This window comes from Micromonospora sp. NBC_00898 (assembly GCF_045207895.1).
GTDB lineage: Bacteria > Actinomycetota > Actinomycetes > Mycobacteriales > Micromonosporaceae > Micromonospora.
The window spans coordinates 5,550,015-5,565,056 of sequence record NZ_CP108775.1; the positions used below are offsets into that span (position 1 = coordinate 5,550,015).

The window sequence follows — 15,042 nt, forward strand, 5'->3', positions numbered from 1 at the left end:
GGCCTCCGGCCGAACCCACCGCCGAGCGTCATCGAGGTCGGGGAACCCGGCACCGGCCGGCACCGTCGAACCGAGGTGCCCACCACCCGCACCACCGCGTCGTACGCGAGCCTGGCCGCCGTGCTGGCCCTCACCTTGACCGGCTGTGCGCGGCCGGAGAACGGAGACACCGTGTCCGCGCGACAGGAACCGTCGGCCACCCCGGCGAGCAGCGCCGGAGAGCCGGCCACGGCCCCGCTCGACGGCCCGTCGTCCGTCGCGCCGTCGGGGCGTACCGCGCCGCCGCTCTCCTCGACCGACCTGCCGACCCTGCGGCCGCCGAGCGGGCCGCCCGAGCGCCCCACCGACCTGCGCCGGGCAGACCTGCTCGCCGGCCGGATCACCCGGGGCGGTTCGGGCCCGTGCTACGGCCTGGTCACCGACGACGGCCGCGAGTACGCGCTGCACGGCGAAAACATGGGCACCTGGGGCACCGGGACCTGGGTCCGGGTCACCATCGGGCCACCCACCGGCGATGCCAACTGCGGTCCCGGCATCCGGGCCGACCTGCTCAAAATCAGGCCGGTCGGCTGATCCCCGGCCGGCGGCTCCGCGCCGGCCGGGTCACCGGGACGGCCAGCGGATCACGGGCCCTAGGCTGTGGCACATGACCGAGCAGCGTGGCGGACCCGTCGACGAGTCCTGCGTCCTGCCCGAGGGGCCGTGGACGCACCGGTTCGTCGGCGCCAACGGCAGCCGCTTCCACGTGGTCGAGGCCGGCACCGGCCCGATGGTCCTCTTCCTGCACGGTTTCCCCGAGTACTGGCTGGCCTGGAAGGAGCTGCTGCCCGCGGTCGCCGACGCCGGCTTCCGGGCCGTCGCGGTCGACCTGCGCGGCTACGGCGCCAGCGACAAGCCACCCCGGGGGTACGACGGCTACACCCTCGCCGCCGACGTGGCCGGGCTGATCCGGGCGCTGGGCGAACGGTCGGCGACCCTGGTCGGCGCCGGGGCCGGCGGCCTGATCGCCTGGACGGTCGCCTCGTTCCACCCCGCCCTGGTCCGGCGGCTGGTGGTGCTCGGCGCCCCGCACCCGCTCCGGCTGCGCGCCGCGATCTTCGCCGACCCACGCGGCCAGTTCGCCGCCTCCACCCCGGCGCTGAAGTTCCAGCTCCCCCGCTACGAACACGTGCTGACCAGGGACGACGCCGCCGAGGTCGAGGCGATACTGCGCCGCTGGGGCGGGCCACAGTGGGTGGACGGCCCGGACTTCGCGGCGTACGCCCGGTGCTGCCGGGAGGCGATGCAGATCCCGCAGGCCGCCTTCTGCGCCCTGGAGGGCTACCGCTGGGCGTTCCGCTCGGTGCTGCGGCTGCACGGCTACCGGTTCGTCCGGCTGATGCAGAAGCCGCTGGTCACGCCGACCCTGCAACTGCACGGCGCGCTGGACACCGCCTCCCTGCCGCGCACCGCCCAGGGCTCCGGCCGGTACGTCACCGCCCCCTACGAGTGGCGGCTGCTCGACGGGGTCGGCCACTTTTCGCACGTGGAGGCGAAGGACGTGGTGCTCGGGGAGATCCTGCGCTGGACGAAGTCCTGACTCACACCCGCTGTTCGCGCAGGTCGGCCACCTCGTTGGCGGGCGCCCAACCCTGGTAGACACCGAAGTCGAAGGCCTCCAGGCCCATCGCCCGGGCGACCGGCCAACGGCCGCCGGTGTACTCCACCCGCAGCCAGCCGTCGTGCTCGGCCAGCACGATGAACGGCTGCCCCTGCCACGTGCAGGTGGTCCGGACGTACGCCAGGTCCTGCACCTCGGCGGCCGGGACCACCCGGACGTGCCGGCCGGGGCGTACCTCCTCGAAGCCCTCGCCCGGCTCCGGCTGGTAGAGCCGGACGTCGTCGCCGTCGGGGCTGGCCTGGTAGTCCCGACCCTGCCAGCGGGCCACGAAGCCGTCGCGGGTCACGGCCCACCGTCCCGTCGCCACAGCAGCGCGTCGCCGTCCAGGACGGCGACCACCCGCTCGGTGCCGTCCGCGCCGATCCGCCAGAGCTGCGCGCCGTGCGGCAGCCGCGCGCTGTCCACCTTGAACTCGGCGACCACGTCGCTGCTCTCCCCCGGCGCGAACCCGTTGCCCCGGAACGGCGGACGCTCGATCACCCAGCCCTCCATCGCCCGCATCGCGGCCTCGTTCTGGCCGCCGTAGGGGATGCGGTAGAGGCTCGGCCGGTACGCCGGCCAGCGGAGCACGTAGATCTCCTCGGCATCGCGGGAGAAGGGCGAGTCCGGGTGACCGAGGCCCAGCGCGTCGTACAGCTGGGCCGGGGTGGTCAGGTGGGCCAGCTCGTTGGCCCGGTGCACGAAGCCGGAAACCCGGTCGTAGCCCCGCTCCAGGTAGTAGGCGAGCTGACTCGCGGCGAGCGCCTTCTGCATGGTCACCGGGCGGGTGGGGTCGTGCGCCGGCGGGGCGTACCGGGTCGAGGTCGTCGGCGCCGGCTCGGCGGCGGGCGGCTCCGGCTCGCTCTCCGGGTCATCGCCGAGCCCCACCTCGGCGGCCCAGTTCGCCAGCCCGAGGACCTGCTCGCCGGGATACTTCGCCCCGACCGGCGTCCCGGGGTTGACCGCGAACGACCAACTCTCGTCCGGCCAGCTGCGGATGAGCTGGACGAACCTGACCCGTACCGTCTCGACCGGCCCGTCGGCCCGGTCCGCGAGCCGCTCCGGCGAGGTGTAGACCACCACGTACGTCTCGCCGTCCAGCTGCTCGGTCCGCCAGACGAAGCCCGGATTTCCCGGCCGGCTGCCCGGCGCCGAGTCCGGCGCGGCCGGCAGCAGCACCCGGGCCAGCAGCAGGGTGGAGAGGAACGTGTCCGTGCTGCCGCTGCCCGCTGCGGCGAGCAGGTCCTCCTCGACGTCGTTCGCCGGCACGAAGTCGACCGGCGCCGGCTCGTCGCGCCGGGGCGTGCTGGACCCGCCGGCCTGGTCGACAAACGGCCCGACGCCGAGCCCGGTCGCCGCCGATGCCGGCTCGACCCGCGACGGGCCCGGGTCGGTCGACTCGTCCTGCGGCGTGCCCCGATCGGCCGGCCCGACCGACCGCGCGCTCGGCTCCCCTGAGGGCGTGGCCGACTCGACGGTCTCGGCCGACCGGACGGTGGGCTCATCCGGCGGCGTGGCCGGCTGGGGCGACAGCGGCGTCCCGGCCGGCGGGGTGCCGGGCCCGGGCAGGGGCGCGGTCGCGGTCGGCTCGGCCGCGGACGGGGCCGACCCAGCCGGCGGGACGGCGGGTTCGGCCGGCGCGAACAGCGTCGGCTCGGCCGGCGGCGTGGGTGGCGCGAGCAACGGCGCGATCGGCTCAGCCGGGATGGTCGGCTCGAACAGCGTCGGCCCGGCCGCCGGCATGGCCGGCGTGGCGCGCGTGGCCGGCGTGGCGGACTCGGACTGCGTCGGCCCGGCCGGCGGCACCGTCGGTGCGAACAGCGGCGCGGCCGGCGTAACCGGCTCGTCGGCCGGTACGGCGGTCCCGCCGGGCGGGACCAGCGGCGCGGTCGGTTCGGTCGCGGGCGCGGGCGGCGCGCTCCGCGGCGCCACCGGGAACGACACGGTGGGATCGGCGGAGCCGGCCCAGGGCGCGGCTGACCGGTCCGCGTCGGCGGAGGTCGCGGCGGTCCGGTCGGCGGCGGCACCCGGCATTCCGTACGGTCCCGGCCGTGCGGTCTCCGCCGGCTCCGTCCCCGCCGGACGGCCGTCGGCCCACCCCGCCGGGTGGCCGTCCGCCGGATCGGTGAGGTCGCGGGACTCGATGACGGTCCCCTCGATGACGATCGGCGAGAAGGTCCGCCGGGGCGCGGGCGGCCCCGACACCGGCTCGGCGATCGACGGGGGCAACTCCTCCGCCTCCGTCGGGGCGGCGAACTGCGAGGCGGCCGATCCGGCGCGGCCGGCGGGGGCGCGGATCGGCTGGGTCTGCTCGTCGGCGGCCCCCGCGGGTGTCGGATGACGACGCGGCAGGGCCTCGGTGGGGTCCCCGCCGGCGGCCGGGTCGACGGGGCGGAACGCCGTGGTCGGCTCGAGCCGCGCCGGCGCCGGTTCGGCGGGAGTGTCGACCCGGAACGCGCGGGTTGCGTCCTCGGGCACCGGTTCGCCGAGGGGCCGGCGACGCGGGAACGGCTGACCGGCCCGACCGAGGCGGGACGGCGGCACGGACCGGTCACCGGTGCGCTGCGGCTGGTCCAGCGGTGACGGCCGCCGCGACACCCGCCCGGACGCGGGCTCGAAGAAGGACCGGCTGGGGTCGCGCTCCGCGTCGTCCCGTCCGCCGTTCGCGACCGCCGCCCCGGGCCGGCCGGGGGTCGGGCCGGAGCCGAACGGGTCCTGGTCGTCGGGGCGGCGACGGAGGTCGTCGAGCCAGCCGGAGAGGCGCTCGCCGCCGTTCTCCGTCCGGGCCTCGGGCCGGGGCCGGCCGGGCCGGTCAACCGGTCCCCCGGCGCCGCCGCGACCGGTGGGTCCGTCCGCCCCGGGCCGCTGGTCAGCGGGGAAGTCGAGGACCGGGCGGGCGCGCCGCCGGTCAGCCCGGAGCGGGCGGGTGGGGTCGGGTGGGCGGCGGCCGGTCGGGCGGCCGGCGGGCGGGCCGCCGGAAGCACACCGGGCGCGGTGGCCGCCGGCGGAACCGCGGGCCGGACCGGCGCGGCCGGGATCGGCACGGTCGACGGCTCCGGCGCGGCGGCCGGCGCGGCCCCGCCGAAGGCCGGGGAGACCGGCGTGCCGGGGGCCGGGGAGACCGGGGCGTCCCGGCCCGGCACGGTGGCGCTGGCCCGCGCGCGGGCGGCCGTCTCAGCCCGTTCCAGGCGGGCCCGGGCGCCCATGGTCCGGCCGGGCAACCGGACGTCGCCCCGGGAGAGCTGCGCGACGAACCACGCGGGCAGGTAGCCCTCGATCGGCAACCCCGGGTTCACCGCCAGCCACCACTCGTGGTTCGGCCAGTCCGCCGCGAGATCGGCATACGGGACGCGCCGGGTGGTGCCCACGTTGTCACCCAGGCAGGCCCGCAACGCGGTGGTCGACGTAAATGCCAGCACATGCGTGCGTCCACCGGTGGTCCAGGTCCCCCACCCGGCCGGCGTCTGCCCGGCGAGCGCCTCCGCGGAGACCGGGAGCAGCAGGTCGACGCGGGTCAGGATGCGGAAGTAGAGCTCCTGGTCCTGAGCCCGCAACGCGTCCCGCATCGCCACCTCGGCCTCGGTAGCCGGTTCCCATCCGGTCACGGCCACCTCTCCTCCCGCGAACAGGCCATAGGTATCGCGTACAACCTACAAGGTGGTAACAAGATCACGATGAGCTGGCCGTCGTCGGCCCACCGGTCCGCCGTGGAGGCGCTAACATCGCGTTCCGGAGTCGCCACGATACGGAGGCGGTCGATGTCCCGGCCCATCGCGCGCCCGGCGCTGACCGCCCTCGCGGCGGTCGTCGTCGCCGTCCTGCCGGCCGTGCCGGCCGCCGCCCGGGCCGCGCCGACGTGCGCCGCGCCGCCCGCGCCGGCCCGCCCGGTGGCCGACCAGCCGTGGCCCCAGCAGCGGTACGCCCCGGACCGGCTCACCCCGTTGGCCACCGGCGCCGGGGTGGTCGTCGCGGTGGTCGACTCGGGGGTGGACCGGCGCCACCCCCAACTCGCCGGTCGGGTGCTCGACGGCGCCGACTTCCTCGACCCGGGCGGCGACGGCACCCGGGACTGCGCCGGGCACGGCACCGGGGTGGCGAGCATCGTCGCGGCGACGCCCCGCCCGGGCGTGGCGTTCCGCGGGCTGGCGCCCGGCGCCCGCATCCTGCCGGTGCGGGTGAGCGAACAGCAGGTGGTCGACGGGCGGGAGTCGGGGCGTACGGTCGGCGCCGCCGACTTCGCCCGGGCGATCCGTTGGGCGGTCGACCACGACGCCGACGTGCTCAACCTCTCCGTCGTGCTCTACGCGGACGACCCGACGGTCCGCTCGGCGATCGGGTACGCGGTCCGCCGGAACGTGGTCGTGGTGGCCGCCGCGGGCAACCTCCACGACAGCGGGGACCCCCGTCCCTACCCGGCCGCCTACGACGGGGTGCTCGGGGTGGGCGCGATCGGGGCGGACGGGGTGCGGGCACCCTTCTCCCAGACCGGCCCGTACGTCGACCTGGTCGCGCCCGGTGGCGACGTGCTGATGGCCGCCCCCGGGCAGGGGCACCGGCGGGCGGAGGGGACGAGTTACGCGGCGCCGTTCGTGGCGGCGACCGCGGCGCTGCTGCGCCAGTACCGCCCGGAGTTGACCGCGGCGGAGGTGGCCCGGCAGATCGTCGACGGCACCGACCCGGCCCCGGGGCGCGGCGACGGCTACGGCGCCGGGGTGCTGAACCCGTACCGCGCGGTCACCGAGACACCCGGGCCGGTGGTGGACCGGCCTGCCCGGGCGGCGGCGCTCCCGGTGGGCGGCACCGATCCGGCCGCGGCGGCACAGCGGGCCCGGCGGGCGACGGCCCGGCACCGGGCGCTGCTGGTGGCGGGCGCGGCCGGGGCGACGACGACGCTGGTGGTGCTGCTGGCGGCGGTGCTGCCCCGGGGCGCGCGCCGACGCTGGCGCCCGGCCGGCCCGACCTGACCAGCCGGAGGCCCGGCCGGTCCAACCTGCCGAAGGCCGGCGGGACCGGCCCACCGGAAGCCCTGCCCGCTCGTCGGGCCGTCGGCAGCAGGGCGGCGTCGGGCGGGCCGCGCGACGCCGCCGCCACGGGGCCGTCACTGGAACAGGTTGACGTTCCGCTTCTCGGTGTCAAGGTAGTCGGCGGCGGAGTCGTCCACCGCCAGCTTGATGTCGCGCAACATCGCCTGCAGGTCCTGCGAGGCCGACCGCCACCTCGCCTGTCGCTGCTCGTACGCCTCCCGGGCCTCACCGGTCCAGCTCGCCACCAGCGGCGCGGCGTCCCGTTCGAGCTGCCCGAGCTGGCTGTCCAGCGTGTTCAGCGCCTTCTGGATATCCGCGCCGGCCTGCTGCAACGCGGCGAAGTTGACGACCAGCACACCGTGGTCCATCGGATCTTCCCTCCCGGAGGGTCAGAGCGGCAACTGGATGCCGCGGTTGGTGCCGGCGACCCGGCTGGCGGCCTCGGTGTCCGACACGTCGTACTGCTGGCCGGCGGTGCGGATCGCGGCGGCGGTCTCCCGCAGGGCTCGCTGCAGCGCCGCCTGGTCCTGCGACCACTGCTGCTTGACCTGCTCGAACGAACGCCCACCGGCGCCCCGCCAGGCCTGCTGCAACACCTCCAGCTCGGCCATCAGGCCGCTCAGCATGGTCTGCAACGACTGGTCCACCTGCTCGAACTTCGCGGCGGTCTGCTGCATCACCGCGGCTTCTGCCTGGGTCTGGGACACCCGGACGTCACCTCGTCTCCTCGGTCGTGGCTGGTCGCGGGAGCGACCACCGTGGACGTGCCGTGGCGCGGGGCCGGCGTGGTGGGGCGGGACGGCGGCGCGCTCGACGGAATTCGTCGCTGACGGTAGCCGCCCGATTGCGGTTGTGCTACCCCCTCGGCCTCCCCTGTGGACAACGGCCCGATCCGGGATCCCTTACGATGAGCCACGCCATCGTCACCCGAGGATCGGCGGAGGAGGCGCGGTGACGGCGACCAGAACCGGGCCTCCGGCGGCGGGGGTCGCCCGCCAGCCAAGCCCACCACAGTGGACACCGGCTGCCGCGCGTACGGCTTCGGGCCTGCGGGCGGGTCAGGTCGTGGCGACGCAGCTCGCGGTGGCGGTACTCGCCGCCGCCGTCGGCCGGGGGGTGGCCGTCACCGCCGCCGCACTGCTGCTGGCCGCCGTGCTGCTGCCCGCCGCCTGGGTCCGGTGCCGCGCCCGTTGGCTGTTCGAGTGGCTGGTCGTCGGCCTGGCGTTCCTCACCCGTCGGCGCGCGCTCCCGCCCGCAGCCGGCCCGACCGCCCTGCTGGACCTGGTGGCCCCCGGCGCCGAGGTGCGCTCCGCCGAGCTGGCCGGCGGTCCGGCGGCCGTGGTCGACGACGCCGGCGGGCTGACCACGCTGCTGGAGATCGGCGACCCGGGCGACCTGCTCGGCGACGGCCGGCGTGCCCTGCCGCCGCCGCTGTCCCTGCTGCCGGCCCCGGGCGCGGAGAGCCCACCGGTGCGGATCCAGCTCGTGCTCGCCGCCTCGCCCGCCCCGGCTCCGGCCACCGGCGCCGGCACGGCCGGCACGTCGTACCGGCAGCTCACCGACGGGCGGCTGGCCGGGCGGGAGCGAGCCGTGCTCGCCGTCCGGGTGCTGCGCGGGGACGGCTGGTCGGACGAGGAGCTGAGGCGTGCGCTGTCCGGCACGGTCCGGCGGATCGTCCGCCGGCTCGGGCCGCTGACCGGGCGACCGCTGGGTGCGCCGGCCGCGCTGCGGGTGCTCGCCGAACTGGCCCACCACGACGCCGGGGCGCCCGCCCGGGAGTCCTGGCAGACGGTGGGCGCCGGCGGGCTGCTGCAGACCACGTTCCGGCTGCGCCGCTGGCCGGATCCGCGGACCGACGCCGGGCGGCGGCTCGTGTCCCGGCTGCTCGCGCTGCCGGCGACCGCCACCACCGTCGCGCTCTGCGTCGGCCCGCGCGTCGGCGCCGGCGCCGACGCCACGCCGGTGCCGGCCGAGCTGACGGTACGGCTGGCCGCCCGGACGGTCGCGGAGCTGACGGTCGCCGTCCGGGCGCTGCGCCGACTCGTCGCCGACCTCGGCGGTGAGGTCCGCCGGCTGGACGGCGAGCAGCTGGGCGGGCTGGCAGGCACTCTGCCGCTGGCGTCGGCGCGGGCCGACGGGGCGGTGGACGGCGCGGCCCTGGACGCGCTCGAGCTGGGCCTCGGCGAGGCCGGGCTGATGGTGGGCGCGAACCGGCACGGCGGGGCGGTCACCGTCCGGCTGTTCCGCCCCGAGCCGACCCGGCTGCTGCTGGTCGGTGGGGTACGGGCCGCGCAGCTGGTCGTGCTGCGGGCGCTGGCCCTGGGCGCCCGGGTGGTCGTGCAGACCGCCCGACCGCGGGCCTGGGAGCCGTTCGTCCGGGGCGTCGGCGCGCCCGGCGGGGCGGTGCCGGTGATCCCACCCGGGCGGCCGGTGGGCGGGGCGCCCGGGTCGCCGTTGCAGCCGCTGCTGCTCGTGGTTGACGCCGGCGCCGCGCCGGAGGGGGCCGATCCCGGGGCGGCCTGGCAGTCCACCATGGTCGTCCGGGACGCGCTCACCCCGGCGGACGTGGCCGCGCTGGCCCGGGCGGACCTGGCGATCCTGCAACCCCTGGACCCGGCTGAGGCGGCCCTGGCCGGCGCGGCCCTCGGGCTGGGCGGCTCGGCGGACTGGCTGACCCGGATCCGGGACGACATGGTCGCGGTGGTCAACCGGCGGGCGCTGCGCTGGGCGCTGTTCTCCCCGACGCCGATCGAGTCGCAACTGGTCGGCCGCCCCGCCCGCCGCTGACAACCCGGCCGCCGAACGGCGGATTCGTCGATCTTCACGGGTTCCGCCGGTGGACGGTCCGTGGCACGATCCCCGCCATGGGTTTTCTGAAGGGTCTTCTGATCCGGCTGGGCTCGACGGCGTTGGCCTTCTGGCTGGCCACGCTGCTCATCCCGGGCATCTCGCTGAATTCCGACTCCGTCACCGAGACGGTCACCACCCTCGTGCTGGTCGCGGTGATCTTCGGGGTGGTCAACGCCGTGCTCCAGCCGATCATCAAGACCGTCGGCTGCGGGTTCTACCTGTTCACGCTCGGCCTGATCGCGCTGGTGGTCAACGGGCTGCTCTTCCTGCTCACGAGCTGGATCGCCGACCAGGCCGGGCTGCCGTTCCACGTGGACGGCTTCTGGCCGGCCGCGGTGCTCGGCGCGCTCTTCGTCGGCATCGTCACGTGGATCCTCGGCGCCGTCCTTGACCGGGACTGACCGTCCCACCCGCCCCGATTCCCGCCCGCCGGCCAGTCCAGCGGGCGGGAATTGGCTGGTGAGGGCCGGCGCGGTCGGTACTAGCGTCACCGGGGTGTTCACTCTGACCCGCCCTGACGGTTACCAGCTCAGCACCGACCCGGACCGGATCGACCTGGACCTGGTGCACCGGTGGCTCTCCACCGACGCGTACTGGGCGCTGGGGCGGGACCGGGAGACCGTCACGCGTGCCTTCGCCGGCTCGATCGGCTTCGGCGTCTACCGGCCCGGTGACGGCCGGCAGGCGGCGGTGGCCCGGGTGGTCACCGACCGGGCCACCTTCGCCTGGCTCTGCGACGTCTACGTCGATCCGGCGGAGCGTGGCCGCGGGCTGGGCACCTGGCTGGCCGGCGCGGTCCGCGACCACCTGGCCGGGCTGGGCGTACGCCGGATCGTGCTGGCCACCGCGGACGCACACGGGGTGTACGCCAAGGTCGGCTTCACCCCGGTCGACCCGGACCGGTGGATGCAGCTCGACCAGCGGGTGAACCAGGTCACCGGAAAGGACCAGCAGGCCGCTTCGCCACTTACGGTGGAGGCGTGAACCCCATCCGCCTCGGCTACCTGTACGGACTCGGCGCGTACCTGCTCTGGGGCTTCTTCCCGATCTACCTGAAGCTGCTGCGCCCGGCCGGGCCGCTGGAGATCCTCGCCCACCGGATCGTCTGGTCGGTGGCCTTCGTGGCGCTGCTGCTCGCCGCGATGCGCAACGTCGGCTTCCTGCGGGCGCTGCTGCGCCGACCCCGGGCGCTGGCCGGCATCGCCGCCGCCGCCGCGCTGATCGCGGTCAACTGGGGCACCTACATCTACGGGGTGAACTCGGACCGGGTGGTCGAGACCGCCCTGGGCTACTTCATCAACCCGCTCGTCTCGGTGCTGCTCGGGGTGCTCGTGCTGCGGGAGCGGCTGCGGCCGGCGCAGTGGGCGGCGTTGGGCGTGGGCGCGCTGGCGGTGGCCGTGCTCACCGTGGACTACGGCCGGCTGCCCTATCTGGCGCTCACCCTGGCCTTCAGCTTCGCCGGCTACGGGTTCGTGAAGAAGCGGCTGGGGCTGCCCGCCGCGGAGGGCCTCTTCGTCGAGTCGGCGGTGCTGGCGCTGCCCGCGCTGGCGTACCTGGGGTGGCTGATCCGGCGGGGCGAGTCCACGTTCGGGCACGTCTCGACCGGGCACACCGTGCTGCTGGTGCTGGCCGGGGCGGCGACCGCCATCCCGCTGCTGCTCTTCGCCGGCGCGGCGAACCGGCTGCCGCTGTCCGCGCTCGGCATGCTCCAGTACCTCGCCCCGATCCTGCAGCTCGGCTGCGGGGTGCTGATCTTCCACGAGCCGATGCCGCCGGCCCGCCTCGCCGGCTTCGCCCTGGTCTGGATCGCCCTGATCGTCTTCACCATCGACGCCCTCCGCCAGGCCCACCGCACCCGCGCCGAGGCCCGCGCGGCAGCCCCGGTCCCCGCTGCGACGCACTGACCCCCGGGGTCAGCGGGCGTCGTAGGCGAGGACGGGGGTGTCGTCGCCGCGGAGGAGTTCCAGGCGCACCAGTTCGCCCGCCGTGAAATGGGTGACGCCGGTGAAGCGGACGTCGTCGCCGGGGGCGGCCAGCCAGGAGCCCACCTGCTCGGTCGCGCCGTCCGGGCCGTGCGCCACCAGCCGGAAGGTGTACGCCTCGCGGTGCCCGGTTCGCCGTTCGTACCCGCAGTGCATGGTGACCTCGGTGCCCCAGTCGGTGCCGTGCAGCCCGATCTCGGCGTGCACCGGCACCGCGCCGGCGACCGGGCGCATCGCCACCAACGACACCTGCGGCGGGGGCGGGGCGGCCGGTCGGACCACGGTCACCCCGACGCCCACCAGCACGGCGAGCACGGCGGCGGCGAGCGCGATCACCGCGTACCGGCGGCGGGTCCGGGACCGCTCGCGGCGCCGGCGCTCCCGCGCGGCGTCGAGCAGCGCGGGCACCCGGGAGGTCTCCGACGCGGACGGCAGGAACTGTTCCAGCCCGGCCGGGTCGAGCCGGCCCAGCAGCCCGGGCAGCACGGCGATCTCGGCGACCGCCTCCCGGCAGGCCGCGCAGCCGGCCAGGTGCCGCTCGTAGGCCGCGCGGTCGGCGGGGGCGAGGGCGCCCAGCACGTACGCGCCGTCGTCGTGCGCGAACTCGCAGCCGGTCATCCGGTCACCCCCATCTCGGCCAGCGCCAACCGTAGTGAGCGCAGCGCGTAGTGGGTGCGCGACTTCACCGTGCCCGGCGGCACGCCGAGCCGGGCGGCGGCCTCGGCCACCGAACGTCCCTGGTAGAAGCACTCGACCAGCACCTCACGATGGGTCGGGCTGAGCCGGTTCAGCGCCTCGGCCACGGTCCACGCCTCCACCGCGCGCTCCGCTTCGTCGACGGTCTCGGACGGTTCGGGCAGCTCGTCGGTGTAGACCTCGCCCACCCGGGTGGACCGGCGCCGCCAGGCGTCGATCGCCAGGTTGCGCGCCGTGGTGAAGAGCCAGGCCCGGACGGAGCCGCGCGTGGGGTCCAGCGACTCGGGGTGCCGCCAGGCCCGCAGCAACGTCTCCTGCACCAGGTCCTCGGCGCGCGTCCGGTCGCCGTTGACCAGCCGGAGTGCGTGCGCGAACAGCGCGTCGGCGTGCTCGTGGTGCAGCGCCCGCAGCAGTTGGGCGTCATGGTCGCTGATGGCGGTCACCTCGCTCCCGGCGAGTCCGGCGGTGCGTTCACCCGTGAATACGTGCGGTGACTCCGATCGGTTCACCGTAGCTCGCGTTCGGGCCCGGGCCCGTCGTCGTTGCCCTCGCAACGTGCGGCAGGCGGCAGTGTCCCGGCGGGTGGACACCGCGACGTGCCGCAACCAGCCGTGACCGCCAGGCGGTCAACTCTCCGCGGCGATGCCGTCGGCGACGGCCCGGGCGACGGTGAGCAGCTTGGCCCGGACCACCCGGGCGGAGGTCATCATCTCGCTGGCCGGCAGCGCGCAGGCCAGCACCACCCGGCGCTCGATGTCCTTGTCCGGGGTGACCAGCACGGCGGCACAGGCCACGCCCTGCCGGAACTGCCCCAGCTCCAGCTGCATGCCGCGCCGGTCGCCGGCGGCCAGGTCGGCCTCGAACGCCTCCGTGGTGGTCAGGGTGGCGCTGGTGAACGGGCGCATGCCGTACTCCCGCAGGTAGCGGAAGCGCTGCTCGGCGGTGAGGGTGGCGAGCAGGCTCTTGCCGAGGGCGGTGGCGTGCGCGCCCTCGTCGAAGCCGGGCACCAGGTCCTCCAGGTACGGCGAGCGCGGCCCCTCGGCGACCGCCGTGACGGCCACCTGGCCGCCCACGAAACGCCCGAGGTAGTGGCTGTACCCGGTGTCGGCGGCCGCCCGGCGCAGCGACTCGCCGACGGCCTGCGGCCCGCGGAACGCGGTCACCAGCTCGCGGTACCGGTCGGCGATCTCCAGCCCCACGATGTACGTGCCGTCCTCGCGACGGATCACGTAGCCCTCGTACGCCAGGGTGCGCACCAGGTGGTAGGTGGTGGCCACGGTCAGCTCACAGCGGCGGGCGATCTGCTTGACGGTCAGGCCCTTCGGCGCACGGCCGACCGATTCGAGCACTCGAAGCGCGCGGGACACGCTCCGGATCAGGTCCGAAGGTTCCGCCAAGGGGTCGCGCACAACCACCTCCGCCGCCGGGGACTTACACCATATGAAAAACAGGCCGAGTGCGAAATGCCTGTTCGGATGGAGGATGCCAGATCACCGGGCACAGACCGTGCACCGACAGACACGATCCGCTGCCAAAACGTGGCAGCGTAGGTTTGCCTGACCATGACCGACACCGTGCTCGACCCCGCACCCCCCGCACCCCGGCGGACCGTCGGCGCCAGCGCGGGCGCCATCGCCACCACCATCGCGTGCGTGCTGCCCGTCTTCCTGGTCGGCGGCCTCGCCGTGCAGATGGGCGATGACCTGCACTTCTCCCCGGCCGGGCTGGGCCTCGCCGTCTCGGTCTACTTCGGGATCAGCGCGCTCGCCTCCGTCCCCTCGGGGGCGCTGGTCGAGCGGTACGGCCCGGCCGTGGTGGCCCGCGCCGGCATCCTGCTCTCCGCCGGCTCGCTGCTGGGCGTGGCGGCGCTGGCCCGGTCGTACCCGGCGTTGGTCGCGCTGCTCGGGTTGAGCGCCGCCGCGAACGCGCTCGGCCAGCTCGCCAGCAACGCGGCGCTGGCCCGGCACGTCCCCGCCCACCGGCAGGGGCTGTCGTTCGGCGTGAAGCAGGCCGCGATCCCGGTCTCCACGCTGCTGGCCGGTGCGGCGGTGCCCACCATCGCGCTGACCGCCGGCTGGCGCTGGGCGTTCGTGGCGGCGGCCGGGGCGGCGCTGGCCGCGCTGCCCGCCGTACCCCCGCAGGAGGACGACCGGACCGCGCGGGTCGCCGCCGGCCGGGCCGGCCGGGCGACGTGGGCGCTGGTGGTGGTCGGGGTGGCGGCGACGCTGGCCGCGGCGGCGGCCAACGCGCTGGGCACGTTCGTGGTGGACTCCTCGGTCGGCCGCGGGTTGTCGCCCGGCCTGGCCGGCCTCACCCTCACCCTGGGCAGCGCGGTGTGCGTGGCGGCCCGGGTGGGCGCGGGCTGGCTCGCCGACCGCCGGACCGGCGGCCATGTCGCCCTGATCGCCGGGATGCTGGTGGTCGGCGCGGGCGGGCTGGGCCTGCTCGCGCTGGCCGGCCCGGCACCGCTGGTCGCCGGCGTGGTGCTCGGCTTCGGCCTCGGTTGGGCGTGGCCCGGGCTGATGAACTTCGCGGTGGTCAGGCTGCACCCGCAGGCCCCGGCCGCCGCCACCTCGATCACCCAGACCGGGGTGTACGCCGGCGGCTGCCTCGGCCCGCTGGCCCTCGGCACCGTCGCCGCCCACCTCGGCTACCCCGTCATGTGGGCCCTCGCGGCGGCGTCAATGCTCGTCGCCGCCACCCTCATGCTCACCGGCAGCCGCCTCCTGACCCACCCCTGACGCCCGACCCGCGCCGGCCCCGACAGGCTCCCGTTGATCATGAAGTTGTTGCCCTCCGACACGGCGTGTCGTGGCAACAACTTCATGATCAACCCTGGAGTCGCGGAGGG

Annotated in this window: 15 protein-coding genes and 1 pseudogene; 8 read left to right on the top strand and 8 right to left on the bottom strand. The window is 76.1% G+C overall.

The window, feature by feature from the left end; translation table 11 throughout:
* Window positions 1-75: 75 nt before the first annotated feature.
* On the top strand, window positions 76-573 hold the full coding sequence (locus OG799_RS26945; protein ID WP_406038762.1) for a hypothetical protein: 498 nt from the start codon (window positions 76-78) through the stop codon (window positions 571-573).
* Between the two features lie 73 nt (window positions 574-646).
* Entirely contained in the window at window positions 647-1,579 is a 933-nt protein-coding gene (locus tag OG799_RS26950) for an alpha/beta fold hydrolase (RefSeq protein ID WP_406038764.1), read from the top strand.
* Window position 1,580: 1 nt separating this feature from the next.
* Here the strand turns inward: OG799_RS26950 and OG799_RS26955 are convergent, their stop codons facing one another.
* From OG799_RS26955 to OG799_RS26965, 3 genes and pseudogenes are all read right to left on the bottom strand, one after another.
* Complete coding sequence (locus OG799_RS26955; RefSeq protein WP_406038766.1) at window positions 1,581-1,946, bottom strand: hypothetical protein; 366 nt, start codon at window positions 1,944-1,946, stop codon at window positions 1,581-1,583.
* Complete coding sequence (locus tag OG799_RS26960; protein ID WP_406038768.1) at window positions 1,943-4,117, bottom strand: SseB family protein; 2,175 nt, start codon at window positions 4,115-4,117, stop codon at window positions 1,943-1,945. The genes OG799_RS26955 and OG799_RS26960 overlap by 4 nt, the downstream gene beginning before the upstream one ends.
* A 464-nt stretch (window positions 4,118-4,581) precedes the next feature.
* Window positions 4,582-5,244: pseudogene (locus OG799_RS26965) on the bottom strand (SseB family protein); the annotation flags it as partial.
* A 153-nt stretch (window positions 5,245-5,397) separates the two neighbouring features.
* Here OG799_RS26965 and mycP point away from each other — a divergent pair.
* Window positions 5,398-6,603 carry a type VII secretion-associated serine protease mycosin gene (gene mycP / locus OG799_RS26970; RefSeq protein ID WP_406038770.1) on the top strand — a complete coding sequence of 402 codons (1,206 nt, stop codon included), beginning with the start codon at window positions 5,398-5,400 and terminating at the stop codon, window positions 6,601-6,603.
* 134 nt (window positions 6,604-6,737) lie between these two features.
* Here mycP and OG799_RS26975 read toward each other — a convergent pair whose 3' ends face one another.
* Window positions 6,738-7,031: a WXG100 family type VII secretion target gene (locus OG799_RS26975; protein ID WP_089011602.1), complete on the bottom strand. Its 294-nt coding sequence runs from the start codon at window positions 7,029-7,031 to the stop codon at window positions 6,738-6,740.
* A gap of 21 nt (window positions 7,032-7,052) precedes the next feature.
* Complete coding sequence (locus OG799_RS26980; RefSeq protein ID WP_109803084.1) at window positions 7,053-7,370, bottom strand: WXG100 family type VII secretion target; 318 nt, start codon at window positions 7,368-7,370, stop codon at window positions 7,053-7,055.
* Window positions 7,371-7,614: 244 nt separating this feature from the next.
* Between OG799_RS26980 and eccE the strand changes: the two genes are divergently transcribed.
* The 4 genes from eccE to rarD all read left to right on the top strand — a co-directional run bounded on the left by eccE (window position 7,615) and on the right by rarD (window position 11,417).
* On the top strand, window positions 7,615-9,450 hold the full coding sequence (gene eccE / locus OG799_RS26985) for a type VII secretion protein EccE (RefSeq protein ID WP_406038773.1): 1,836 nt from the start codon (window positions 7,615-7,617) through the stop codon (window positions 9,448-9,450).
* Between the two features lie 77 nt (window positions 9,451-9,527).
* Window positions 9,528-9,914, top strand: coding sequence for a phage holin family protein (locus tag OG799_RS26990; protein WP_406038775.1), 387 nt, complete (start codon window positions 9,528-9,530; stop codon window positions 9,912-9,914).
* A 94-nt stretch (window positions 9,915-10,008) separates the two neighbouring features.
* A complete protein-coding gene (locus tag OG799_RS26995) occupies window positions 10,009-10,497 on the top strand; it encodes a GNAT family N-acetyltransferase (RefSeq protein WP_406038777.1) in 489 nt (162 codons plus the stop codon).
* A complete protein-coding gene (gene rarD, locus OG799_RS27000) occupies window positions 10,494-11,417 on the top strand; it encodes an EamA family transporter RarD (protein WP_406038779.1) in 924 nt (307 codons plus the stop codon). Before OG799_RS26995 ends, rarD begins: the two co-directional genes overlap by 4 nt.
* Window positions 11,418-11,426: 9 nt before the next feature.
* Here the strand turns inward: rarD and OG799_RS27005 are convergent, their stop codons facing one another.
* The 3 genes from OG799_RS27005 to OG799_RS27015 form a co-directional block, all read right to left on the bottom strand.
* The gene (locus OG799_RS27005) at window positions 11,427-12,113 is read right to left on the bottom strand and encodes an anti-sigma factor family protein (RefSeq protein ID WP_406038781.1); all 687 of its coding nucleotides are present in this window, start codon (window positions 12,111-12,113) and stop codon (window positions 11,427-11,429) included.
* On the bottom strand, window positions 12,110-12,604 hold the full coding sequence (locus tag OG799_RS27010; RefSeq protein WP_406046417.1) for a sigma-70 family RNA polymerase sigma factor: 495 nt from the start codon (window positions 12,602-12,604) through the stop codon (window positions 12,110-12,112). Before OG799_RS27010 ends, OG799_RS27005 begins: the two co-directional genes overlap by 4 nt.
* A gap of 213 nt (window positions 12,605-12,817) precedes the next feature.
* Window positions 12,818-13,600 carry an IclR family transcriptional regulator gene (locus OG799_RS27015; protein WP_406038783.1) on the bottom strand — a complete coding sequence of 261 codons (783 nt, stop codon included), beginning with the start codon at window positions 13,598-13,600 and terminating at the stop codon, window positions 12,818-12,820.
* A gap of 153 nt (window positions 13,601-13,753) precedes the next feature.
* Between OG799_RS27015 and OG799_RS27020 the strand changes: the two genes are divergently transcribed.
* Complete coding sequence (locus OG799_RS27020) at window positions 13,754-14,932, top strand: MFS transporter (protein ID WP_406038785.1); 1,179 nt, start codon at window positions 13,754-13,756, stop codon at window positions 14,930-14,932.
* The last annotated feature ends 110 nt before the right edge of the window (window positions 14,933-15,042 follow it).

Bases quoted from the DNA above. Each gene is read 5' to 3' on its own strand.
- OG799_RS27020 (WP_406038785.1), top strand. From the start codon at position 13,754: ATGACCGACACCGTGCTCGACCCCGCACCCCCCGCACCCCGGCGGACC.
- mycP (WP_406038770.1), top strand. From the start codon at position 5,398: ATGTCCCGGCCCATCGCGCGCCCGGCGCTGACCGCCCTCGCGGCGGTC.
- OG799_RS27005 (WP_406038781.1), bottom strand. From the start codon at position 12,113: ATGACCGGCTGCGAGTTCGCGCACGACGACGGCGCGTACGTGCTGGGC.
- OG799_RS26975 (WP_089011602.1), bottom strand. From the start codon at position 7,031: ATGGACCACGGTGTGCTGGTCGTCAACTTCGCCGCGTTGCAGCAGGCC.
- OG799_RS26990 (WP_406038775.1), top strand. From the start codon at position 9,528: ATGGGTTTTCTGAAGGGTCTTCTGATCCGGCTGGGCTCGACGGCGTTG.
- OG799_RS26950 (WP_406038764.1), top strand. From the start codon at position 647: ATGACCGAGCAGCGTGGCGGACCCGTCGACGAGTCCTGCGTCCTGCCC.